At 59.4% G+C, this 22,193-nt stretch carries 11 protein-coding genes; 1 reads left to right on the top strand and 10 read right to left on the bottom strand.

Annotation, left to right across the window (positions count from 1 at the left end; translation table 11 throughout):
• Window positions 1-108: 108 nt before the first annotated feature.
• The 10 genes from ACR30Z_RS19025 to ACR30Z_RS18980 form a co-directional block, all read right to left on the bottom strand.
• Window positions 109-426 carry an AsnC family protein gene (locus tag ACR30Z_RS19025; protein ID WP_434374322.1) on the bottom strand — a complete coding sequence of 106 codons (318 nt, stop codon included), beginning with the start codon at window positions 424-426 and terminating at the stop codon, window positions 109-111.
• Window positions 427-924: 498 nt separating this feature from the next.
• The gene (locus ACR30Z_RS19020) at window positions 925-1,383 is read right to left on the bottom strand and encodes a hypothetical protein (RefSeq protein WP_434374315.1); all 459 of its coding nucleotides are present in this window, start codon (window positions 1,381-1,383) and stop codon (window positions 925-927) included.
• A gap of 457 nt (window positions 1,384-1,840) precedes the next feature.
• Window positions 1,841-3,241 (bottom strand): tetratricopeptide repeat protein, encoded by a 1,401-nt coding sequence (locus tag ACR30Z_RS19015; RefSeq protein ID WP_434374314.1) that lies wholly within the window; start codon window positions 3,239-3,241, stop codon window positions 1,841-1,843.
• 1 nt (window position 3,242) lies between these two features.
• Window positions 3,243-4,520, bottom strand: a complete 1,278-nt coding sequence (locus tag ACR30Z_RS19010; RefSeq protein ID WP_434374313.1) for an AAA family ATPase — start codon at window positions 4,518-4,520, stop codon at window positions 3,243-3,245.
• Window positions 4,521-4,890: 370 nt separating this feature from the next.
• Window positions 4,891-5,451: a suppressor of fused domain protein gene (locus tag ACR30Z_RS19005; RefSeq protein WP_434374312.1), complete on the bottom strand. Its 561-nt coding sequence runs from the start codon at window positions 5,449-5,451 to the stop codon at window positions 4,891-4,893.
• Between the two features lies 1 nt (window position 5,452).
• Window positions 5,453-11,719, bottom strand: coding sequence for an RHS repeat-associated core domain-containing protein (locus ACR30Z_RS19000; RefSeq protein ID WP_434374311.1), 6,267 nt, complete (start codon window positions 11,717-11,719; stop codon window positions 5,453-5,455).
• A 14-nt stretch (window positions 11,720-11,733) separates the two neighbouring features.
• Window positions 11,734-14,580 carry a LamG-like jellyroll fold domain-containing protein gene (locus ACR30Z_RS18995; protein WP_434374310.1) on the bottom strand — a complete coding sequence of 949 codons (2,847 nt, stop codon included), beginning with the start codon at window positions 14,578-14,580 and terminating at the stop codon, window positions 11,734-11,736.
• Window positions 14,581-15,835: 1,255 nt separating this feature from the next.
• Window positions 15,836-16,606, bottom strand: coding sequence for a ParA family protein (locus ACR30Z_RS18990; protein ID WP_434374309.1), 771 nt, complete (start codon window positions 16,604-16,606; stop codon window positions 15,836-15,838).
• 1,181 nt (window positions 16,607-17,787) lie between these two features.
• Window positions 17,788-19,653 carry a MarR family transcriptional regulator gene (locus tag ACR30Z_RS18985; protein ID WP_434374321.1) on the bottom strand — a complete coding sequence of 622 codons (1,866 nt, stop codon included), beginning with the start codon at window positions 19,651-19,653 and terminating at the stop codon, window positions 17,788-17,790.
• A gap of 171 nt (window positions 19,654-19,824) precedes the next feature.
• Window positions 19,825-20,058, bottom strand: a complete 234-nt coding sequence (locus ACR30Z_RS18980) for a hypothetical protein (RefSeq protein ID WP_017197895.1) — start codon at window positions 20,056-20,058, stop codon at window positions 19,825-19,827.
• Between the two features lie 1,017 nt (window positions 20,059-21,075).
• Between ACR30Z_RS18980 and ACR30Z_RS18975 the strand changes: the two genes are divergently transcribed.
• Window positions 21,076-22,059 (top strand): hypothetical protein, encoded by a 984-nt coding sequence (locus ACR30Z_RS18975; RefSeq protein ID WP_434374308.1) that lies wholly within the window; start codon window positions 21,076-21,078, stop codon window positions 22,057-22,059.
• Window positions 22,060-22,193 lie beyond the last annotated feature (134 nt).

Raw genomic sequence — 22,193 nt, 5'->3', positions numbered from 1 at the left:
CCAAGCAATGGATGGTCTTGGTCTCACGCTCATAGAGTGCTTCTGTTCCCGCTGCGAGGGAGGTTCCGCATAGCCGACAGACTCCCGTGTACCGCAGCCTCATTTGCCTCATCCCGGCGTGCTATCCGGCGCCATACCGTCTTCAGACCCCGCGTCACAAAGCGCGGCGGGCCCCCACGCATCATTTTTGGGCAGGGTCTCGTCGATCTCATGCCACCGCTCCCATACCGCTTGGCGGGAAACCCCGAGGGCGGTCGCGATCTCCGCCCAAGACAGGCCGGCCTTCCGCGCGTGCTTCACAGTAGTGAGTTCAGTGTTATCGCACTCCTGGCGGACTTCTTGTATAGCCCTCAGCGTGGTGACTACCTCCGCCTTCCAGCCCTGCGGGCTCGATCTCGACACCCCCGTCACGCGAGGACCTTTCATCGCCCGATGGACAGTCGGACCGCCGCTGTACCTTGCCATAGCGTCAGCGTGTCCTCATGATGGCGTCCTGTCAAGGTACCTTGGCAACCACCCGTGGCAGTAGAGAGTTCTCCGGGTCCTAGCAAAGGATCAAAAACTGTGATGTTGAGAATCACTGCGGTGAGACACATTGCTGGGACTAAACAGCGAACAGGAATCCCCGGACCGAGATGGTGGGATGTCTCGGCGACGAGGTCTCATCAACGGATCCATTGATAAGACGAGCGTCGGATCGGCAGTCCCGCACGGACGCTGACGAAGGTGCGCCCCCTAGTTCGCATTTTCTTCCTGGGGAACTGGTTCGCGCGCTCGGCAGCCGTGCCGAAGCCAGATACCGACGGAGCCTCGGTGGCAGCCACATGCGCCAGCCCCTCGAGCTTCAGCCTGTCGTGCTCCAGTAGCGGCACGGTTGGATGCCTCAGAATTAGTGATTGAGCGCCATTCCTTCTTCCGGCGATTTCATAGAAGGACAGCCCATACGAGCAACTCTTCCTTCTCGGCCTCCTTCGTGGAGGGGGCGGAAAAGTGGATCTCTCGCAGCCTATCGAAGCTGATGAATCCGGGGCTCTGGTCTGAGAGTAGCCGGTCTATGACTAGGGCTGAATCATTGGTCATACGGATTCTGCCTCCAAAGGGCAACTGGTTTTGCGAGGTTAGGGAACAACGCAGCTGACCAGCCTGTTCGTCATACCAAGCGTAGAAAGTTCCCCGGTGGGGAGCCGCTTTGAATCGGTTCCGCAGTCCATTGACGACTTCATCGAGCGCGGCAGCAATATCTGCGGCAGAAGATCGGTGCGAAGGAGCTACAGAGTACGCCCACGTGTTAGCTCTTGACTCTTTCTTGGGGTCGGCCGGCAGCAGCATTACGTCTGGATCATCTAGATAAGACGCGATCTGGGCAGCAAGGGTTTCAATCACGGCCGAAGTCTATCGAGGTCTGTGGTGGGTGATGCTGCCAAACCGGTCCGAGTATGCCCCGGTTAGGGATCGGTTTACGGGTGCTCTAAATGGATTCCGTCGTCAATTGATGCTCCATATGATGTCGAGATTCATTTGGAAGCAGTGGACTCCCTGACCCTGGTAGGAGCCTTGATGGATGTTTCCGTGAAGCATCCTGAAGAGGTCAACTGGGGTTTCAGTGAAGTCTCCCTCGTCACCCTAGAGGCAGAGGAGAATCGTTATCGTCTCAAGGTTCTCTGGGAGGGCTGGGATCGGAAAATAGAGATCCTTTGTCGTCGGGTGTGGGTATCGATACCCAATCATGCAGTCCATGAGTAAGTGTCCCGCGTGGAGCCTCTCTCAATAGCGACCGTTAGGCGATCGGCGGATTCCAACGGTCATTGCAACAGGAGTTTTTCAATCAGTTCCATCGGTCCTAGCGGCGCGGAAAGTTGGGGACCAGCACAAAGTCGTGGGTTGTGACAATGACAGTTCCGACCACGATCATTCCCAGAACCAGCAGGCTGAGGACTGCGCATTGCCATGCCTTGCGGGTGCCGCCGTTGACAGCGCGCGCTAGCTTGTGCGGAGGCATTACCGAGTTCCACGCGATCCACCACCAAACGGAGCCGAGGCTTGCGGTCAGCAACAGCACGCCGGTGGCCGCCGGTTGCGCACCGTGGAATCCAAGCCTCATGAGCCCGAAAGCAGCGAACAGCACATAGGTTGCAGCGCCGGTCCCCTCCGCCAATAGGTTCCTTAAGATGTTCGGGTCGCGTTCCGGGGACAACTGTTTGTGCAGGGCACGGATAACCAGCCATCGGTAGACGGAATAGGCCCCGGAAGAGATCACCAACAGGATCGAAACTGCGATGTTGCCGGCGACCGTGCCGTGATCGCCATAGAGCGCGAACACCACGAACGGAACGCTCAACGACGCCGCAATCGAGAACCATCCGGCCCACGTCGCTGCAGCATATTTGCGGTCCATACGGCGCGCGAAGCCCTTGGGTAGGGCTTTCCTGGCGTCGGTGTTGATATGAGCCACGACCAAGAGACTGATCCACAGTGCCGGCACGCACAGAACATAGAGAACCTGCGGAATCCACAGCAACAGAGCAGCGTCTGCAACGGCCATCAGCCACCACACCATGTGGCGCCGTACCCGGATCCGGAAGTATTCGCTTTCGAGTGAAGCTTGCGCCCGTGCCTCATGGGGATTGAGGTGGAGAACGCCCAACAGCGACTTGACTCGGCCGTCAGCGGGCCTTGACGGGTTGGTGGCCTGCGTGAGGAGCAAGTTGGTGTGAAACGGGTCGATGGCCAGTCCTGCCTCGATCTGCTGCTCTGCCTCGAGACCCTTCTCTCGCGCTGCCAAAGTGATCGCCAACATGTAGCGGAAGTCGGCGTTCTCTGGCGAAAACTCCACCACTTTACGGAACACCTGTTCGGCCTCGGCAAGCTGCCCTGGCTCTGCTCGGTCAAACAAGATGCAGCCCAGCATGTAGAGCCCGGGAGCCCACTCCCCTCCGGCTATCGTCAGCCCCCAACGGATCGCGGACTCGGCGCTCTGCAGATCCTCGACCCCGGCGAAAGCGCTACTCAGCCGCAGCCACCACCACGGTTCATCAGGTTCCAGGTCCACAGCACGCTGCGCGGAATCCAAGGCGGCCTTCCAGTCGCTGGACGAGGCCAAGACGCGCGAAAGCTGGCCGTGCAAATCGGCATTATCCGGATCAGAGGCAAGTGCATCGCCCAGGACAGCCAAGGCCCGTTCATGCCTGCCTGTCAGCAGGAAAGCTTCGGATCGGTCGATGACCATCTCGGCCCCAGGCATCTCAGAGCATCTTTCGGGCGCGCAAGTACTGTCCCAACTCGTCATAGGATCCGTTGGCGTTGCCGAATTCCACCACGTTCTTTGCCGTTTGGAGCCACGTCCGTGTTGAAGGCTGGATTTCTTTGAGCGCCTCATTGACATGCGACATGGAGATTGGCTGGACCGAGCCCTTCCGAAGGGACTCCATCATCGCTTTCTCAGCTGCGGACGTGACAACGTGTTCAAGATCCGCTCCGGAGAAATCTTCAGTCCGGGCAGCTATCTTCCGCACGTCGATACCCGCGATCGGCCGCGACGAGAAGTGATGCTTGAGAATCGCCCCCCGGGCAGGCCGGTCCGGCGGCAGCACCAGCAACATGCGGTCCAAACGACCGGGACGCAGCAGCGCGGTGTCAATGTCCCACGGCTGATTGGTGGCAGCCAGGACAAAAAGGCCGTCGTTCTGAGCGTCCATGGAATCAAGCTCAAGCAGCAACTGGTTTACGGTCTGCCGCATCCATGCAACTCCCCCGGACAGGGCGGATCGTTTGGCGGCTACCGAATCTATCTCGTCCAGGAAGAGGACCGCCGGCGCAGCACGCCGCGCGGCCTGGAAGATCCCGTGCAGGTTCTTCTCGGTCTCACCAATGTACTTGTCAAAAATGTCCGTCATGGTGGCTGTCACGAAGGATGCCCCGAGCTCGCCCGCCACGGCCCGGGCCATGAAGGTCTTGCCGCAGCCTGGAGGCCCGTAAAGCAGTAGACCGCCGCGAAGTGATTTCCCGAAAGCCTTGGCTACCTCGGGATTCCGCATCGGCTCAAGGAAGGATTCGTTCAAGCGCGTCTTTACGTCCTCCAAACCTCCGACATCTGCCAAAGTCACAACGGGCCGGTCAACGTCGAACAAAGCCGTACCCGCACCCTCGCCGCTAAGAGAAATCGCCTGCGGGTCGCCGTCGGGGTCGTTCTCAACAAAGGGCGCCGGAATCGAATCACCCATCTCCCGCTCAGCGCGATGCCAATCGAAATCCCATGCTCCCTGTGATCTTGGAGTACCAGTGGATTCGGGACTGCCTTCCCCAACTTGGCGCGGCATGGAGAGGGCTGTCGAAGCATCGATCAGGAGCTGTATTGTCTCAGCGTTGTCCGCATCGATTGCCAAGGCCATGTTCAGGTGGTCGATGGCTTCGGCATGGCGCCCAGCCTGGACCAGGAGCTTGGCCAAGTTAATACGCAAGGGCACATTGTCCGGTAGCCTCGCAAGGGCAGCGAGCAGCCCATCGATGGCAGCTGCGTTCATTGCTCCCCAACTTTCATGGCGACGACGGCGGGCCGCCCGTCAGGTTCGCCGGAAACGATTGTTTCCAAGAACCAAGGCAACCCGCCGCCGTCATAATTTCAGCCGGGCCGCAGTCGCGGCCACAGCAGTACCTTAGTCGCTGATTAGTCCGTGCACCACGATGGTGGTCGCCGTGAGAGGAACCTACAGCAAGACACTTGGGGCATGCCGTTCCTCCACGTGCAGTGCAACGCTTCGGACAGTTCGCTAAGCGAGGTTCTTGTCGGGTGGTCGTGCTGGACGTCTTGTCACCGGTTATCACTCGAATTGCTCCTCCTGGGGAGAGCAGCAACGACCCATCATTTTCATGCTCAGCAGAGGTCAGGAAGACTCAGAAGTTCGGAACCGCAGGACCTCTGCCTGAATCCCAGAAGGGCACCATGTTGCTTTCCCACCAGCCCATGAGAGCTTCCGCGCCGTGGCTGCGTTTGAATACCAACTCCGACTCATGCAATGGAATGGCTTGCAGAAAATGGACATGGGATCCATCTGGCAGCTGGAGTTTCGGAATGATCGCCTCCTGCTCCAAAATGAGGAACGCCATCATTTCCGTCCCTGGCCAAAGTGGACCGTCTGAAGGTACCGTGTCGCCATTCTTTAGGATGGCACCATTTTTCCGTTCGTAGAGTCCCAGAGCGGCGAATGAACTAACTACGTCATCTTGACCTGGGTGCAGGCCTAGCAAGAACTCGCTGCGATGCTTCGCCGTGGTTGCATCCTCAAGAGGTCCGCCACCTGAGCCCAAAGTAACGTAGATATCCACACCCTCGCCGGTGGCCTCGGCATCCCATTTCAAAATCTCAATGGAAAGTCCTTGGCCTTCAAATTCCGCTGTCCGGGTGGGCTTACCCCATCGGGACAGAAGATATGTCTGGGTTGATTCGCGCATCATTTTATGGACCTCCAAATGGCCACCATACGCCACTTGGCCAGGCGGAAGGCCACCATTGCCCCTCGCCTTCCCCTAGATCCTTCGCCCCCTTGCTTCCGTTACAGGGTTGGCAGGCACCTATAAGGTTTCCTGGCGAGTTCACTCTTGCTGTTCGCGTGGCGCGGTCATCCGTCCACCCGCCAGCCAGCCAATCCGACTTAAGAGATTCGATGTGATCGGCCTGGGTCGATGGGCTGGAAGCGCAATAGGGGCAATCTGCTGATTTGTCTATGGCTCCTGAACGGTCAGACGGGGACATACGACCGTAGTTGGAACGAGAAAATGCAGGAATGCTTGCCGTTGAGTTGCTTGCTTGCGCCTGGTGACCCAGTACTTCCGTGGCTGCCACGCTCGCGGCGTGCATGACGGCGTTTTGTGCGGCTAGGGCGGCGCCTGTGTCGGCTCCGCGGGTGTCTCCCGTGGACTGACCGCCCTGGCGCACAGCTGGTGACGTGAAGCGGGTGCCGCCAAGGGAGGTAGCGAGGTACCCGCCACCAATTCCACCGGCGACCGTTCGGATTGCACTTGTGGGGTAGGAGATGAAGACGTCACCGGACGCATGTATGGCCGGCTGGTAGCTCATTGATCCGCCGCCTGAAGACGAAGCCGCGCCGGAATTGGATCCCTGAAGGGAGGGAGACGGGAAGGAGAGGTTCTTCGAACCCTCCTTAATAAGGGCGCCTCCTATAAGGGCCGCCCCGGCTCCGACCAACCACTGCCCACCAGGGACGGCAGCAATAGCTCCGGTGCCGCCAGTGCCTACAGTCCCGCCCACGCCCACAACAACACCCGCAGCTATTAGCGCTACGCCGCCAACGACGGCAAGTGAACTCCAAAAGTCCCACATTCCGGTTGGGTCGGAGCGGTTGATGGGGTCATTGCCTGCATATTGGTAGGCACTGAACTGTGTGCGGTTTGACGTATCCAGAACAGGGTCAGGGGTTGTGAATGCACCGGTGACAGGGTCGAGGTCACGTGCCCCAAGGTGGGTCAGTGAACTGACTGTGTCATCCAGGCCATCAATGAAGCCGTTTGCTGCGCCGAAGCCTGAACCGTTCGCGGCGTTCGATCCGACTCCGGCTGTTCCGGCTCCGGCTGCGGTGTACGCGTTGTTGCCCGTCCCGGTGAGGTTTGCGCCTCGTGCCAGTCCGAATGGGTCCGTGTACCGCTGAACGGCGGTCATGGGACCAGCACCGACGGTCGGCTGGGTCATCGTCTGTGCTGTGTTGACACTGTCCCCAACGATCAAGGACAGCTTGACCACACCGGCAGCTGCGGTGCGCTGAGCGACAGTCTTCCCCGCAAAGCTATATGTGCAGGTCGCCGTTTTCACGCCACCCGGAGTGGAGTGTGCCGTGACAGATCCGAGCGTGACTGTGGTCCCGGACCCGTCGACGATACCAACAAGGCTTCCCGATGCATCGTAGAACCGGGTCCCCAGGCTGCCTGCCCCTGTAGTGGGGCCGGCAGGGTTTCCGTTCCCTGCGCCCGGGTTCGGGTTCGCCGGGACGGTGCTCGTCCCCGTGGTGGTGGCCAGGACGCCATCGGGAGTGTAGGTCAGGGTTTGGCCTGCCCGGCCGGTCATCCTTCCGGCGGCGTCCCAAGTGAAGTTCTGGGTCGTTGCCGTGCCACCGGCGCCCGGGGTTGACACGATCGAGTCAACCTGGTGCGGGCCAGCGGTGCCGGGCGCGGCGTAGCTGTATTGTTCGGTGACTGCCAAGGCACCGGTGGCGCCGAAGCGTTTGACCTGTGAACGGTCACCAGCTGCGGTGTACGCGTAGGTTTGCGCGTACGCCGCCGGGCCGCCGAGACCGGCGACACTGGTGGAGGCCGGTGTCGGAACCGTGGTGCAGGCCTTCGACGCGGGCGTCCACACGGCTTCAAGGCGTGAGGCGTAGTCGTAGTCGTAGCACTGGTAGTCGGCGGCCACACCGGGGCGGCTGCTGAAGGCCAGTTCCCGTGCGGTGAGCTTGCCCGCGGCACTGTAGGTGTAGGTGGTTTTCCCGAGGTCCGAGATGGTGCCGCGGGTGTTGTTCGTGGTCCATTGACTGTTGAGACGGCCTGTTGCAGCGTCCCAGCCGAAGTACGTGTTGTTCGTACCGGTCATGTTCGCTGTACTGCCACCACCGGATGAGTTGGTGTCGTACGAGGCGTATGACGTCAGGAATCCGAGGTTGTCGTACTGGGCGCTGCCGCCGAACTGATCACCGTTGGTGTTCCATGTCGAAGAAGGGTGCTCGAACTCGTCGTAACCGTACTTGACCGTTTCCGCGGGCAACCCACCGATGGCCGGGGTGACCGCCATGATGAGCTGGCCCGAGGTGGAGTAGGACCGGGTTCCGGTATAGGAACCACTGAACCCTGTCAGACCCGCCGGGAGGGTGACGGTCGTTGTTGAGGGCTGGTACGCGTTGTTGTATCCACTGAACGCGGTTGTCACCGGCTGGTCGAACGCCACACCGTTGTTCCTGATGCTGCTGCTCGGCTGGCCTTTGAGTTCCTGGTCATAGGTGTGTGTTTCCAGGGTCTTGGCGGTGCCGCCGGAGACGGTGACCGTCTTGGCCGTGGTCCGGTCCAGGGTGTCGTAGACGTACCCGGTGACAGTGCCCATGGCATCCGTGGTCGATGCGGTCCGTCCGGACGTGTCGTAGACGGTGCTGCGGGTGCCCGAGTCGGGGTCGACCGCACCTGTTTCGCGGCCTGCGGCGTCATAGGTCCATGTCCACAGGTTGGCACCGTCTCCCATCTTGGTCAGTTGGCCGAAGCGGTCATAAATGTAGGTGGAGGTATCAGCAGCGCCTGTGGGCGCGGTTCCGTGGAACAGCGAACGTTGTTCAGTTTTTCCGTCGAGGTTCACTATCGTCTTGACTGCGGCTTCGGTGCCTGGGCCGGTCACGGTGGTGGTGTCCATGCCTGTGTAGCTGGTCTGGGTGGCCCAGAGCTCCTGGTTGTCGTTGGTCATGGACCGGACCTTGGTGGGCCTGCCCGCTGCGTCGTATTCGTACTGCGTCGAAGACGGGACCGCCAGTTGCGGAATCACGAGCACTCCGTCGGGTGCACCGGAGGTGAAGTAGTTGTTATTGACCGTGCTCTTCGCCCCGCGGGAGTCGTACCAGGTGTCGGTGAGGATTTTGCCGCCACCTGGTGACAGGTTCTGGGTTTGCCGTTCCCGGCCGAGCCCGTCGTAGATGGTGTAGGACGGAACAGGAACCCCATTGCCGGCGATCGTGACAGTTTTCACCCAGGAGGGGCTGGTCTGGGAGACGGAGTAGCTGGTCTCTACTGTCGGGGTCGGATTGGACGCAACCGGACGCATGGGGTCCCACTCGCCGATGACCCGACCTGAGTTGTCGTACCGGTAGGATGTGACCTTCCCGTTCGGATCGGTTTTGGTCACCGGCTTACCACGCATCGAATCAAGGGTGGTCGTGGAGACCCAACCCATCGGGTTCGTCTGGGTGACGGTCGTGGCAAGACCGGTCGCGGGAGCGTACGTGGTGGTGGTATCCCGGGCCGTGCCCGTGCTGGTATCGCTTGACTTAATGACGCGGCCGAGCGCGTCAACTGTCAGTGCCGGACCCTGAGCCCAGACGCTGACCGTAGTGCCAGAAACCGCGGTGGCCGTATCGGAACGCTTCGTGTTTCCCTTGGTCGGTGCCGTGTAGCCGGCGGACCCCGGGATCGCTGAAGTCGACGCGTCGTACAAGTTCCGGGATGCCTTCAGAAGATTCCCGTTCGGTCCTGTGCCCGTGCACTCACCGGCGTAGGTGTTCACGGTTGCAGGTAGGGACAGAATGTTCGCAGCGGTGTTGTCCGCATACGCGGTAATGATGCAACTTTCATCATTAGCAACGCCGATCTCACCGGTGGTAGAGGTTCTGATCGTGCGGCCGTAGGCGTCATAAGCCATGCTTGTCTGAGAGACGCGCATGGATGCCGATTTGCTCGTCGTGGCCTTCTTGGTCACGGACGCAGTGCCGATGTGGCGTGCTTCTGCGGCCCCACTGGAAACAGTTCCCGTAGCCGTGGTCGCTGACGCCCACGGCACGGTGATCGTCGTCCCCAACAGGGCCCCGCCGTCACCGACGTAATTTTGCTTCTCGACTTCCTGCCCGGCGAACCAGACGGAGTCTGTGATCACGGTGTTGTCCGAAAGGGTGACAGTGTCCGTGCGCAGACCACCGGTCTTATTCGATGGTGTTCCGTTCAGTCCGCGCAGGTACGTGGCGACGGTGGTCGGGTTCGACGCCGCGGTTCCGACTTTGGTTTTGACCTGGGACCAGCCCGCGAGGGAAGACCAGGTGATGTTTTGACCGGCAGTGCCCGAAACGTATTTCGGGGCCGCGTACTTCCACGCCGGGGTGCCGATGTAACCGTAGGAAGTGACCGTGTCCAGGCCGCCGGTGCTGCCGGGACCGGCTTTACTGACGACGGTTTCCACCGGGTAGATGTTGAAGTAGTCGACCCGGGGGTCCTGCGGCGTGGGCGTGGTGGGGGTCCACCGCTGCGGGAAGCACCGCATGGTGTTGGTCTCCGCGGATGCCGGCAGGTTCGTTTTGGAGCACTCGGCCGCCTTGTACGTGACCTGGATACTCGCCCCGGTCGCGGTCTTGATGGTCGAGAGACGGTACCGGTCAAAAGGCGCCAGGCCGTCGGTGGCCCAAACACGGTTGTGCAGGGTTTGGCCCGAGAAAACCACGGCGGGATCGGTGACCCAGCCACCGGTCCCGGAGGTCTGGTTGGAGCCCTGGTGGATCAGCGAACCGAGCCAGAGCGCGGGTTTGGTGCCGTCGCCCGGGTCCGGCATGGCGTGGAAGAGGGTCCAGAAGTCGGTGTTGCCGTACCCGGCAGGGTTCGCCGAAAGGGACTGGCTGATGACGGTCTGCAGGCGGTAGTAGGTGAAGAACGTCGGTGAGTACGTGGTGCAGGTACCTGTAGAGGCGCACGCGAATTCCGCCGGGACATCACCGTTGGGCGTGGGGCAGCCCGTGACGCCTTGGCAGCGGCCGGTGTACCCGAAGTTCACGTGGATGGGCGCCTCGGTGGACAGTTCAGTTCCGGCACGCATGCCGTAGTCCACCCGGGTCAGGCGGCTGGCACGGTGGTAGGCCTTCAGAGACCCGCTTCCTGCCTGGGACTTGTAGAAGTTCGTGTCCTGGGTATAGAAGAAGCCCTGGGAGTTGCCGTTCGTGTCCACGACGTAGTCCAGGTTCCAGGCATAGGCCTGCATGCAGGACGAACTGCCGAACCCTGCGCTGTTGTAGCACGGCTGGCCCGGGAGCCCATAGACGGGGACGATGTCAGCGGAGTTGTTTTCCTTGCCCGGTGACCAGCCCGGGATGCGGTTCACACCGAACCAGTACTGGGTGCCGTTGGTATCGGTGATCCTCCAGTAGCCGCCATCGAAGGTGCCATTGGCGGCTCCGGTGAGGTATTCAAGCTTGGTGTTGTCATCGTTCTGCAGCTTGTACACACCCGTTGCAGCGTCCCGGATCACCAGACCCGACCGGCCACCGAAGGAGATGGTGAATTGCTGCCCTCCCGGGTTTCCGCACAAGTCGTAGGAGTTGGCGACGCCTTGGTCCATGCAGGAGCCGAACTTCTGCTGGACCTGTCCCCCACCGGTCAGTGCCCACCCGTCCCCTACCGGGGAGGCCTGGTTGTTCGTCGAGCTGGTCAGACCATCGACCCGGGAAGAGTCATAGGAAATCCCCAGAGCAGGTGTCGGACCGGCCGGTGCATCACGCAGGGCAAACGGGTAGCTCCACGTGAAGGAACCCGTTTGGCCCGATACGCCCCAGGAACCTGAGGATGTTCCGGGAAGAGCAGTGAAGTCGCCGGAGCCTTTATCGTTGCCCGGAACAGGGGCCATCGGTGCCGCGGCCGGGGCCAGGGAAATTGGCTTCCCGGGCACCGAGCGCGTTCCGGCGGGCCCGCCATCTCCGGAAACATCAGCCGGGAACAGGCCCGGGTCAACAGTGGGCGCCACACCGGATCCGGTACCTTGGATCGTTTTTCCCGTGCCGTTGGCTTCGGGGTCCTCCACGACCTGGTGCTCTGAGGAAGAGTCCGTGCCCGGAGTCCATTCCTTCACAGGGACGGACTTGACCGTGTCGACATGATCCGGGGACTCCCAGGGAGCGGTGACGTACACGAAACCGGCACCGGAGGCGATCACAGCGGCCGAGACAACGCCGGTAATGGTTGCCCGTGTTTTTGAACGGGTCAAAGAAGAGAAGATTTTCACTTCAGCAGGCCTTTCGAAGTGCTGGTGAACGAATTTTTCATCGCGTCATCGAAGGTGCCTGGTTTCAGGACGCCCTGGGTCAGGATGGGTTTGTAAATGTTTCCGATGAAGTTGCTGCCACCGAGCTTGACCGGGTCACTTGGTCCGGCTGTCTTGTGTGCTGCCGGGGACGCCGCTTTAATCCAGGTTCCTGTGCTGTTGCTGTCAGACTTGGTGATGCGCAGCTGGGCGTTGATCTTGTCGTAGACCGCCGAGACATATGCCCATTTCCCGCTGACAAGGTCCTGCCCGATGACGGTCTCGGTCGCGCCGTTGCCCATCCAGGCAACCAGCTCAGGCTTACCGTCGGTACGTGCCCGCAAAGCAGCTGCTGGTCCTGTGCTGGTCCACTGGACAATCAGGTCCTTAACCGTGGTGCCCGTCGCTGAGGTGGGGCAGAACCATCCCGAGACGCTGAAACTCTTCGAAGGGTCGATCACCTGTCCGGCTGTTTGCGCGGTCGAGGTGCCGTTGGGGAAGTTCAGCATCTTCGGCACCCCTCCGGGCGAGAGGTCCCCGAACGGGACCTGATCACAGGTGTTGTCAGCCCCGGCCTGGGGCGTCACCCACCCGGTTTGCCCGTTCAACGTCAAAGGCACGAACGTGGATGGACGGACAGAGCCCATCCCTACCGTGAACTGGTAGGTGCTGGCGGTGGCGTTGTGCAGCGGGACGCTGACGTTCCCTGCGCTGTCAAAGGCCCACGCCGTCAAGACGGTGGTCTGGTCCAACCCGGCAATGCTGATATCGGCGCTCATCCCTCCGGCAGGACAGACCGCCACGTATTCCTGGATGCGCGGATCTCCGCAACGGATGCTCTGCGGATAGGACGACGCGGGAGCTGCCCCTGAAGTTATGGAGAAAACGAAGCCTTCTGCCGGGTCCGATCCTTCAGGGAGCTTCAAACGGAAGTTATAAATGGTCTCACCGATAATCCCATCGGTGTCCTCGTGCGTGGCGCCCGTGGTCAACTTCGCCGGATTCGATGGCGGGGCGTTGATTTCGCTGATCTCAGGAGCCGCGGGCGGCGTGGTGTCGACCTCGAAATCGAACCGCATTACGCCCGAATGGGCGCCCCACAAGTCCACTGCCTGAGCTTGGAGATAATACTTGCCGTTGGGCAGGTTGATGCCGCTCTGCCAATCAAACTGATCGCCCGCGGCCGCACCGGAGGTTCCACCGCTGGCTGTCATGAGGGCACTATCAGAAACCCGGCGCACCGACATGTACACCGTGATCGGGCCGCCAACGGCACCGTCCTGGTCACTGGCCGAAACCCGGAAGATAGGTTTCGGGTTCCGGGTGACGTAGTACGCGCCGCCTGCGTAGTTCCACGGAATTCCCGCCCACTTGCCACCGGTGATGGTGGTGATGACCGGGGTGTTCGGCGCAGAGTTGTGCGTGACGGTGATGGTGGCGCTGTTCTGGAATTTCTTCCAACCCAGCGGATCGGACTCGTTCCCGGCGGCCAGCATGACGTTCCACACGGTTTTGTTCAGCAGGATGGACTTTGCCGCCATCAGGTCAAATCCGACAGTACCGGCTGGGCACGATGCGCTGTAACCCTTGGCCACGGCTCCCATATCGGTGCGCATGATCAGGCCCGGCTGCACGTTCCAACGTGTCGCGGCGCCGATGTCACCAGTGATCCAGGACGCGACGTTGGCCGGGGTGCAGGAAGAAGACCACGTCTCCACGGTGTTCAGCTTCGCTTCGAGGATGTCACGACCCACCAGGTAGGAGGTGTTGAACTGAAAGTAAGTACGTGCCAGGTGGTTCACACCATCCGGTGCCCAGTAGCTGGGCAGGTAACCGACGTGTCCCTGGCCATCGGTGAGGTTTCCGTTCCAGTACGACGTTTCCGGGTACGCGCTGTCGACGAAAACGTAGTTCGCCCTCGAAGCGGTCCAGTCCGGGTCAACGTAGACCGGGTACTTTAGATTCGAGGTGTCAAGGATCTGGTCCATACCGAAGATCTGGGACTGCTTACCAGACTCGGTACCCAGGGTCAGGCTGAAAGGCCTTGCGACGCCCTGTCCGCCGGGGTCAGTGGCCGTTGCGCCCTGCGCGGAAGAATCCCACCACAGACCGCCGGTGTTGCGAAGCTCCACTTCGCCGGAGTCGGTGCCCTTGGCGGTGAGATCCCCATCCGCGTTCTGCTCCACCACGGTGTTCTGCGAGTCCAGGAAGATCCGCATCTCAACCACCCGCGGGTCCTTCGCGGCCTCCGCTGTTTCGATTTTCAACACCTGCGAAATACCGGTCTTGTGCACGAGCTGGATCAAATCCACACCCGGCAAGACCTGCCGGAACGTCGCAGAATTACCTTCCACGACCGGCTCCGGCAACGTCCCGAAAGGCCACGACTGCGTCAGAGAATGGCCATTCTTGTCATCCAGGCTCGCGATCTTGTCTGTGCCTCCCGTGCCTACGGTGATATCGACCGGCACGTTCTCCGGCTTCAAAACGCTCACACCGTTCACCGTGGTCCGGATCAGATCCGTGGAAATGTCCGTCCAACCAGACTCGGTCTGCATACGCACCGGATCCGTGCTCATCGTGGTAGTCAACGTGCCGTCCGGATGCGCGACCGTCAACGCAGTTGGGGTCGTGGCGGCATCCACGACAACGTCCTGGGATGTCTCGGCCGCCTCGGCCACAGCAGAAGACTCAGATTTGGCGCCCTCAACAGGGACTGCAGGGGGTTCGTTGTCCGCGTAGGCGACCGGCACAGACAATCCCAAGGTCAATAGGCCAATGCTAATCACCGGCACGCAGGCACGGCGAAGCAGGGCAGAAGACATACGCACTAAGGGGACTCCTTCTGGAGTAACAGACACTCGACAGAGGGAAGTAGACGCAGTCTCGAGACCCCCAATAACGACTAGCGAAGTGAAGAATATCCCTCACTAGGGGTTTTGCCAAAAAATTGCCAGTCAACACACAGAAACAACCAATATCATTTGCGAAACCGTGACACACTCCGCGTGTTTCGAAGAACACAGCCCCTAGTCCAGACCGCCCCTGACAAGGCCCCACGCACGCACACCCACTGGGCAGCCCGCAAAACAGGACAAGGACTATACAGCTAGCACCACCGGAATGGACCAGCCGACTCCCAAGCCACCACCGATTCTTGACCGGCAATACTTCGGAGCGGCTCCGAAGAAGGTCGCCCGATGCAATCTGCGACACTGCCCGGTGAAAGTTCCCCCTTGCCGCTCGAAACCCCTCCCCGCCGTTACTGAGACGGTTAACGGCGAGACGTCTTAACGAGACCCCAATCCGCGCGGAATCCCTCGATATTTGGATTACCGACCGTCGCTCCCATCACTGTCTCAATAAGCATTAGGATTCAGAGACACGCTGCCCAGCACATAAGGCAACGGGTATCCCCTGCCGTGCAGCCTTAGCGCGAAGGGCTTCCGTAGCATCATGACGGTTGTCGAAGGTCTGACCGCCGGATGGGGCATCTAGAGTCATCTGTGTCGCACGGCCTCGTCCGCCGCATCGTGGATCAGAAGCAAGTCCTGTGCCCCTGGAGTCGTCTGGCCATCAATCCGCCTCTTTCGGCCTACCGTGAATCTCTCCCCATGGCGCGTCTTCTGCATCGAAGCTCACGCAAGCGGTGATTCACGGCACAATCTGCCGCAGAAATCAGTCTCCAGGTTTGAAGGCGCGAGCTTCACTTCAGATTCTCAAAAAGAATAATTATGTCCAGATAGATTTATTAGCGCCTGAGTCTCTCCCGTAAGGCCTCGTCCAGAAGATCCGTAATAGTGATTCCGTACTTCATCGCGTACGCATCCAACTCGTCGCGAAGGCTTATCTCAATCTTGGATGAGAAGGGTTCCATCCGGCGCTTTCCTCTCGGCCTTCCCGGCCCAGGACGCTGGGGTTCGAGGTCGGCGGGTCGCGCAGACTCCGTGTGAACGGTGGCGAACTGAGGAGCGTCCTCTTGTTTCGGGGCCTCCATTCGCTTCTCCGCCGAAGTCAAAGCATCCACTACATCGGCAGCTGGTGCTTTGCGTATTGACGACTTGCGTTCCAAAGCCATTGCTAGTTCACCTCATCCAGGTATCGCGCATGTGCAACGAATTTTTCAGTCATGATTGCGGCTCCCCTGCCGGAGAGTTTGGTAAGCGGCGAGCGTGTGCTGACAGAGTCCTGCATTGCTGTCCTCAGCGGAAGATGAGGCTCTCTTACTTCGGGCCCGTACGTGCTCTCCAGCTCTCCGATTTGGAAGGAGTGTTCGGATGTGAGAGGTGAGCTCGTCTTATTGATGATGATGCCCAAAAATTCCAGCTGAGGGTTTAGGTGCGGAAGCGATCTAACCTTCTTCACTGTGTCAAGGAACTCTGTTACGCCCTTTACGGAAAAGGCCGCTGGTTCAGTAACCGCAAGTACCCGATCGGCCCAAATCAGTCCGTTCAGTGTCAGTCGTCCCAGTGCCGGCGGAAGATCGATGAGGATGTGGTCGTATTGCTCAAGCTCATCTGCTCCCCATGCTGCGGTCTTGAGTCGCATTTCGGGTGTCAGTAGGGCTTCCGACTCAAGTCGCGCAAGAGACTCAGAACTCGGGATCAGGTCGATCCCCGGCCATGTCGTCTGAGTGATGGCTTGGCCAAGGGTTCCCGCTTCTCCCCCATACAACACATCGAAGACGTCGAACTCTCCGGCCCCTTCAAGCGCTTCCGTTACATTGGCTTGTGGGTCGAGGTCGATTATCAACACTCGCTTGCCGATTAGGCGCAAACCTGAAGCCAGGCCGAGCGTAACTGAAGTCTTGCCCACACCACCTTTGCGATTGCCTATGGCCGTGACTCTCATCGATATCCTCCGGATTTAGCTAGGTACCGACGGGGATACGCCCATCAATACATCAGTCCTTCAATCTAGCCATCAATCTATCAGTCAATCTGGCCATCCATCAATATATCTGGACATCTTTCAATCATTATTGGTGTCTATCTTTCAAGCTTTCCATCAATCTTTCAAACCATCCATCAATCTTTCAAACCATCCATCAATCTTTCCGTCATGACATAATTATTTATTTGTCGGTGCGAGATTCGCCTGCTACGAGAGATTCGGGGCTCCGGGAGTGCGCGCAAGGCTCCTGAGCGTTGAGAAGGTGTGGCCACCACCCACCAACACTTCCGCGGGGAAGGGGTCGAGACAGATATGGAACCAATAACGGTAATCAATCAATATTTCTGTCATGACATAATTATTTAACTTCTTCTTCCGTCATCGTCAAGGAATGCCTCAAGGCTCCTCTGCTCGACCGGGGGAGCCAGTCGAGCAGCATCGAGCAGCATCACGTAAAGTGGACAAACGTCAAGAAGACCTGACAGATAGGACACTTCATGGAATGGGATCTTGGAGACGGATTCCACCGCGGACGACTTGGGATCCTTCTGAACGATGGCCGGCTGGGTTCGCACCACGAAGATAACGAGGTGATCCGCGTCGAAGGAATCACCGGCAGAAGGAAACGAGACCCGCGGCTGCCTGGCTATGAACTCGTGCCGGAAAGTGAGGCGACTGGCTGGCAAGGTAGCTGCGACTGCGGTTGGACTGGTAAACAGTGGCAGCGCGTCCAAGGCCCGGGAAAAACCAACATGGCCAGGTACCGAGCAAAAGCACTAATAGGATCCCCAGCTACACCTCCTGTAGCAGTCGAAGAGACGATCCTGAACGAATGGCAAAGGCACGTGAAAGCTTGGGGCCTGCAGATGGCTGCACACAGTTACGAGCGGGCCGCTGTGCGTCTAAACGAGGCAGTTAGCACAGCACGCGGCGCTGGACTGACTTGGACCGCCATAGGTGCAGAGACAGGAATGACACGCCAAGCGGCTCATCAGCGTTGGAACCAGCCAGAATAGCCCGACGCTGGAGAGCGAGCGATCTTTCTTGAAACAAACCGCATACTCACATGCCTATACCAGAGGACCCCATTGCTGCCGACGAATTCGATCACGGACGCAGATGCTAGACCTGCGCATGGATCACCTCGTCCGGGTAAACGCCATGTCAGCGAGCGACCATTCATCTGGTGGCCCCTCATAGGCTTCCCACGGGTAATCGTCCGTGGGGGAGAGGAGCTCCGCTACTGTGTTCACGTTTCTTGTCAGCCACTCCCGCCACACTATCCGTTCAATGCGGTACCTCTGGAGTTGGGCTGCTACTGCTTCCAGGACACCGAAGCATTCTGCCAACTCTTGGAGAGAAGTCGTAGCAACGATCCTCCAGGATCGGGCGCCGTTCCTGGAGATCATGTTCCAAGCTGCCAGGACCTCAAGGCTTTCGCTCACGGCGGTTCTGGACAGCTTTGTCCAAGCAACCAATTCCGTCGTTGTGAGCCCTGGCGTGCTCTCCAGGGCTTCGTAGACAAACGCTGCCGGCAAACCCAGCTCCCTGAACACCGGCCTGAGCGAGTGAATCTTTCCCTTTCGCCAAGTTAGATCCTCAGCCGCTGCGCGGAGTCCTTCGGGGATCGTCAACATGTAGAGGTCACCTTTGGTTCCTCGGCCACGTTCTACCAACGTCACCAGCGGGTCATTCTCAGCACGCAAAGCCCGCAAGTGAGAGCCAACGGTTGTGTGATCCAGCCCTGTCGCCACGGCAATTGAGCGGTCGCCGAACTCAACAAATCGGGATGCTGTCATATGGGCAGCCGCGCCCAACGCTCTTAGAACCATCCGACGTGCCAGCCCAGTCCGGGAGCTGGCGTATGCAGGCTCCCTCAGTGCCAGAGCGTTTCTCCAGGAGCGCAGGTAGCGGTGCTCGCTGCTCGGATCTGGGTTTGAGGGTGCTCCTAGTAGGGGCTGTGTATTTGGCTGGCTTGTGGGGGATTTACGGGCATTGTTATTCCTTGTACTTGAGCCTTGGTTTTTTCGTAGGTAGTCGATCGCGTTGTGCCAGTCCCGTTTCAGGGAGGGGAGCCGATGATGGGAGGCGTAGCGGGTGTAGAACGATGCAAGCCCGGGCCAGACACCCTGGAGGACCCGTCGTTGTACCTCAACAAGTTTCATTCCCGCGGCGGCCGCCGCGGTCAGGACAGCCTGACGGGCTTCCGAGTCCGAGGCGTACCGATTCGCGTCATACAGGCCCGACTGCGCCATCTGCTGCATTGGCCTGGACATCCGCCCGATCATCTGCGGTACTTCCAGATTTCCGTCCTCCGGGAAAAGCGGCTGTTCCAGCCGCAGCGCCCGAGCACTGGCGATTTCATCGCTCAATTCCTGGCGTATGGAGTCCCAAACCCGAACCGTGTTAGGGCGTCGTGCAACGTCGTACGCCATGCTGAGACTCATGGCGAGTTCCTGGTGGCCACCACGCTTGTGGGGTGATCCTGGTGTGCGCATGCAACCGTGAAGAAGGTTTTGGTGTGGAGACTTATCCAGTGTCCGGTATCGAGTGCCGAGAGCCTCGACAACGTCGCGCGCCTCGGAGAAAGAAACCCTTGTCTCCAGAGGTATGTAAACGTGCCGGCCACCGTTGGGGGAGTGATCTTCAATCCACCGGGCCCCACAACTGTGCAGCCACGATTGGAGTGACTTCACGTCCGCTTCCACCCAGTCGATACCCGCAACAGAGGAGTCGAAGTCAAGGAAGATAGCCGAGCAGCTACCGTCCTTCCCGAAGATCCGGACCGCCGCAGGAAAAGTGGGTAGCGTCTCAGTCAACGCGCGTTCGTGCTTTTGGGGATAAGTCTTACCACCGTCACGAGACAGGCGAACACGGGGTTGACCTGCGAGAAGAGGCGCTAGTGAGGCCCATGCCCTGGCGGCATCGGAGGTCTGAGATAGCTCGCGAGACACGCCAACAGCGCTGGCTGCTGGCAGCACGAGAGCGTGCTGTTGTACGATGATTTTGTTCCTGTTCAGGGAATGAGAAATGGCCGATCCTGCCAGATCGGTTCTGCAACACAAATGAAGGCCTGTTAAGGACTTCCATACGATTTACGATCTGTCTGCCGGCAAGCTATCCGGATCGTGAATCTTCAGCTTCGAAGGCCCGCCCATGGCGGGCCTTCCTTGTATCTATGAGGCCATGCGGATCGGGAGTTCATCCTGCTGAGTGAACTGATCGAGCAAGGCCAAGTCTTCGCGCAAGGACCGGTCGACTGCAGAGGCAACATAGTCGGTGACAGTCATGCCTTTTGCGGCGGCGATCATGTGAACGTCCTCCGCGGTCTTGGCTGGCGTGCGGAAGCCAATGTATTTGCGGAGGCCCTTGCTGGGCCGCCCGCCTCCACGATTGATTACTGCGCTCATTGTCAGGTCCTTTGAATCTCGCACAACCAGAGGTTGTAGCTGGTTCATTGTTGATGCCACGTGCGGTCGATCGGAGTTTTGTTTACAGCTATCGACTGAGTCGAACCTAGCACCGCGCAGAGTCTGATTAGGGGATTTGTTTACAGAAAACGGTCCCGCGTGTCGCCTCCCATCGCTCGTGAAGCACAGGCTCGACCCCATCATTGAGTCTGCTCGACGCCTGGACCGCCTGTTCTCGCCCAAGGGCTCGATTGCCGGCAAGTTTGGACGAGGTAGGGCTGTGCCGCCGGTGAGGCTCAAAACGATCGTGCTCGTACGAGTAGGGCAGCTGGCAATCGAATCCACGCTATGCCATCCTTTCCTACTTGTGACAGGCGTTCAACGAGGCCCACTTGGTATGGTGGGGCCGAGTCGCTTGGCTAGGCTCTGGATAAGAATCCACCGCCTGAACATGTCTGAAACATGTTTCAGCATAGCCTAGCCGAACCCAAAAGCTAGCAAGGGGAGATTAGTGGTGGCGCAAGGTCTGCCTACTCTTTCGATAACCACATCAGAGCGAGCGTTCCGGGACGCGTCCGAAGCTTTCGCTGCGCTGAAGTTACCGACCAGGATCACCCTCGAACTGCTCGTGGGGGCCGTCGAAGAAATCCGTGGCCGCCGAATCCGAATCCGTTCAACAGACCGCCTCATAGGCACTTCCATTTGTGGCCTTTGGTTGCCCGGAAAGCGACAGGAGTGGGTATTTCACCCACCTACGCCTTGGGAACTCCAGCGGCAGCAGTTCGTACTCCACGAGCTAGCGCATATGATCCTTGGGCACGACGCACATCCAGGGGCTGGGGCCCTACTTCATGACGGCCTGCAGAATCTTCCCGCAGATCTGGTACGGAGAGCGCTCATGCGAACGGAGTTCGGAAGCGTCGAGGAAGCAACAGCCGAGTACCTTGCAGATCTCATGGCCGAGGCCATCAGAGAGATCCCCGGTGAGCCGGGTGCATTTGAGGAGGTATTCGGCTAGTGGAAATCCTTGCGGCAGTGCTGATGGCCACCTTGACTTTGATCGTCCTGGCAACTCGACGCCCAGGAAAGGACACAAGTATTCTCTGGGCAGCGGTGCTCATCTGTATTTCATTGGTCCTGAACATCAACGCCGCATATACGTTCGTGGATGGACTTTTAGCTGGACGGAACTATGTCGATTTGGGAGCTAATCTCTTGTTGTTGGTTGGCGTCTACTTCCTTGCGCGCGCGATCCACAGAGCAGCCAGCCCCGCTTCAGAACGTATGGCGTCACCACGAGTTCTGGGTAAGTCCGGCGTCATGGTCGCCGCGTCGGCAGCCACCACCTTGTTTGCGTTCATTGACGCGCCAACTACCTCGACGATGTTCATGCGAGAGTACGGGGACCAGCCAGCAGCAGCCCTATATTCGGCGGTACAGTACGCGTACATCGGTGCTGTCATGGCCACGGCGGGTTGGACGTGCCTGCGGCTTCGCAGTTCCTGGAGTACTGGCGTCTTCACGTTGGCATTCGGTTTAGTGGGCTTGGGGTGTTCATCTGCTGTCCTCTTGGTGGTCAATGTTCTACTGCTGGATCTGCTGCACGTTCTTGGCAATGTGGAAGTCATGACGTCGCTCGGCGGCGTCTACGCCGTGCTGAATTCCATGACTTTTATCCTCCTCTGTACAGGGCTTGCGCTGCCGCGTGCGAGCCGCAGGGTCCTAACAGTCATTGATTCCTCTAGGACCAACGCCGTGCTGTCGGATTTGAAGCCCGTGTGGAGCCAAGCTGTCGTTGGAAACTCAGGCATAACTCTGGATACACGAGTAGTGACTTACACGGATATCAGACCTCGCCGAGAGTTGCATCGCATGATTGTCGAGATTCAGGATTCTCTCGTTAGAGATCCAAGGGCTCGCGAACGCATCGGTGATGAGGGGCTGTCTAAACTGGCCCAGGCCACAGGCCATTTGGAGACCCGGCCGTGGCGCTCAAGGTAGCTAGCATCACCGCATTACTCGTTGTAGTTACCACCTGTGGAGCAGCAGCTGTTGCGGCCGTCGCCGCTAGGCAGGCACTGTCTTCCGCGTCCCGGAAACGATACGGCATCGTTCCTCTAGGGGTAACTGAGAAG

Origin of the sequence: Paenarthrobacter sp. FR1, assembly GCF_051106045.1 — a bacterium.
Classification (GTDB): domain Bacteria; phylum Actinomycetota; class Actinomycetes; order Actinomycetales; family Micrococcaceae; genus Arthrobacter; species Arthrobacter nitroguajacolicus_A.
The sequence above is the reverse complement of the archived record's forward strand: the minus strand, read 5'-3'. Positions and strand labels throughout refer to the sequence as shown.

Bases quoted from the DNA above. Each gene is read 5' to 3' on its own strand.
- ACR30Z_RS19025 (WP_434374322.1), bottom strand. From the start codon at position 426: ATGAAAGGTCCTCGCGTGACGGGGGTGTCGAGATCGAGCCCGCAGGGC.
- ACR30Z_RS19015 (WP_434374314.1), bottom strand. From the start codon at position 3,241: ATGCCTGGGGCCGAGATGGTCATCGACCGATCCGAAGCTTTCCTGCTG.
- ACR30Z_RS19010 (WP_434374313.1), bottom strand. From the start codon at position 4,520: ATGAACGCAGCTGCCATCGATGGGCTGCTCGCTGCCCTTGCGAGGCTA.
- ACR30Z_RS19005 (WP_434374312.1), bottom strand. From the start codon at position 5,451: ATGATGCGCGAATCAACCCAGACATATCTTCTGTCCCGATGGGGTAAG.
- ACR30Z_RS18995 (WP_434374310.1), bottom strand. From the start codon at position 14,580: ATGTCTTCTGCCCTGCTTCGCCGTGCCTGCGTGCCGGTGATTAGCATT.
- ACR30Z_RS18990 (WP_434374309.1), bottom strand. From the start codon at position 16,606: ATGAGAGTCACGGCCATAGGCAATCGCAAAGGTGGTGTGGGCAAGACT.
- ACR30Z_RS18980 (WP_017197895.1), bottom strand. From the start codon at position 20,058: ATGAGCGCAGTAATCAATCGTGGAGGCGGGCGGCCCAGCAAGGGCCTC.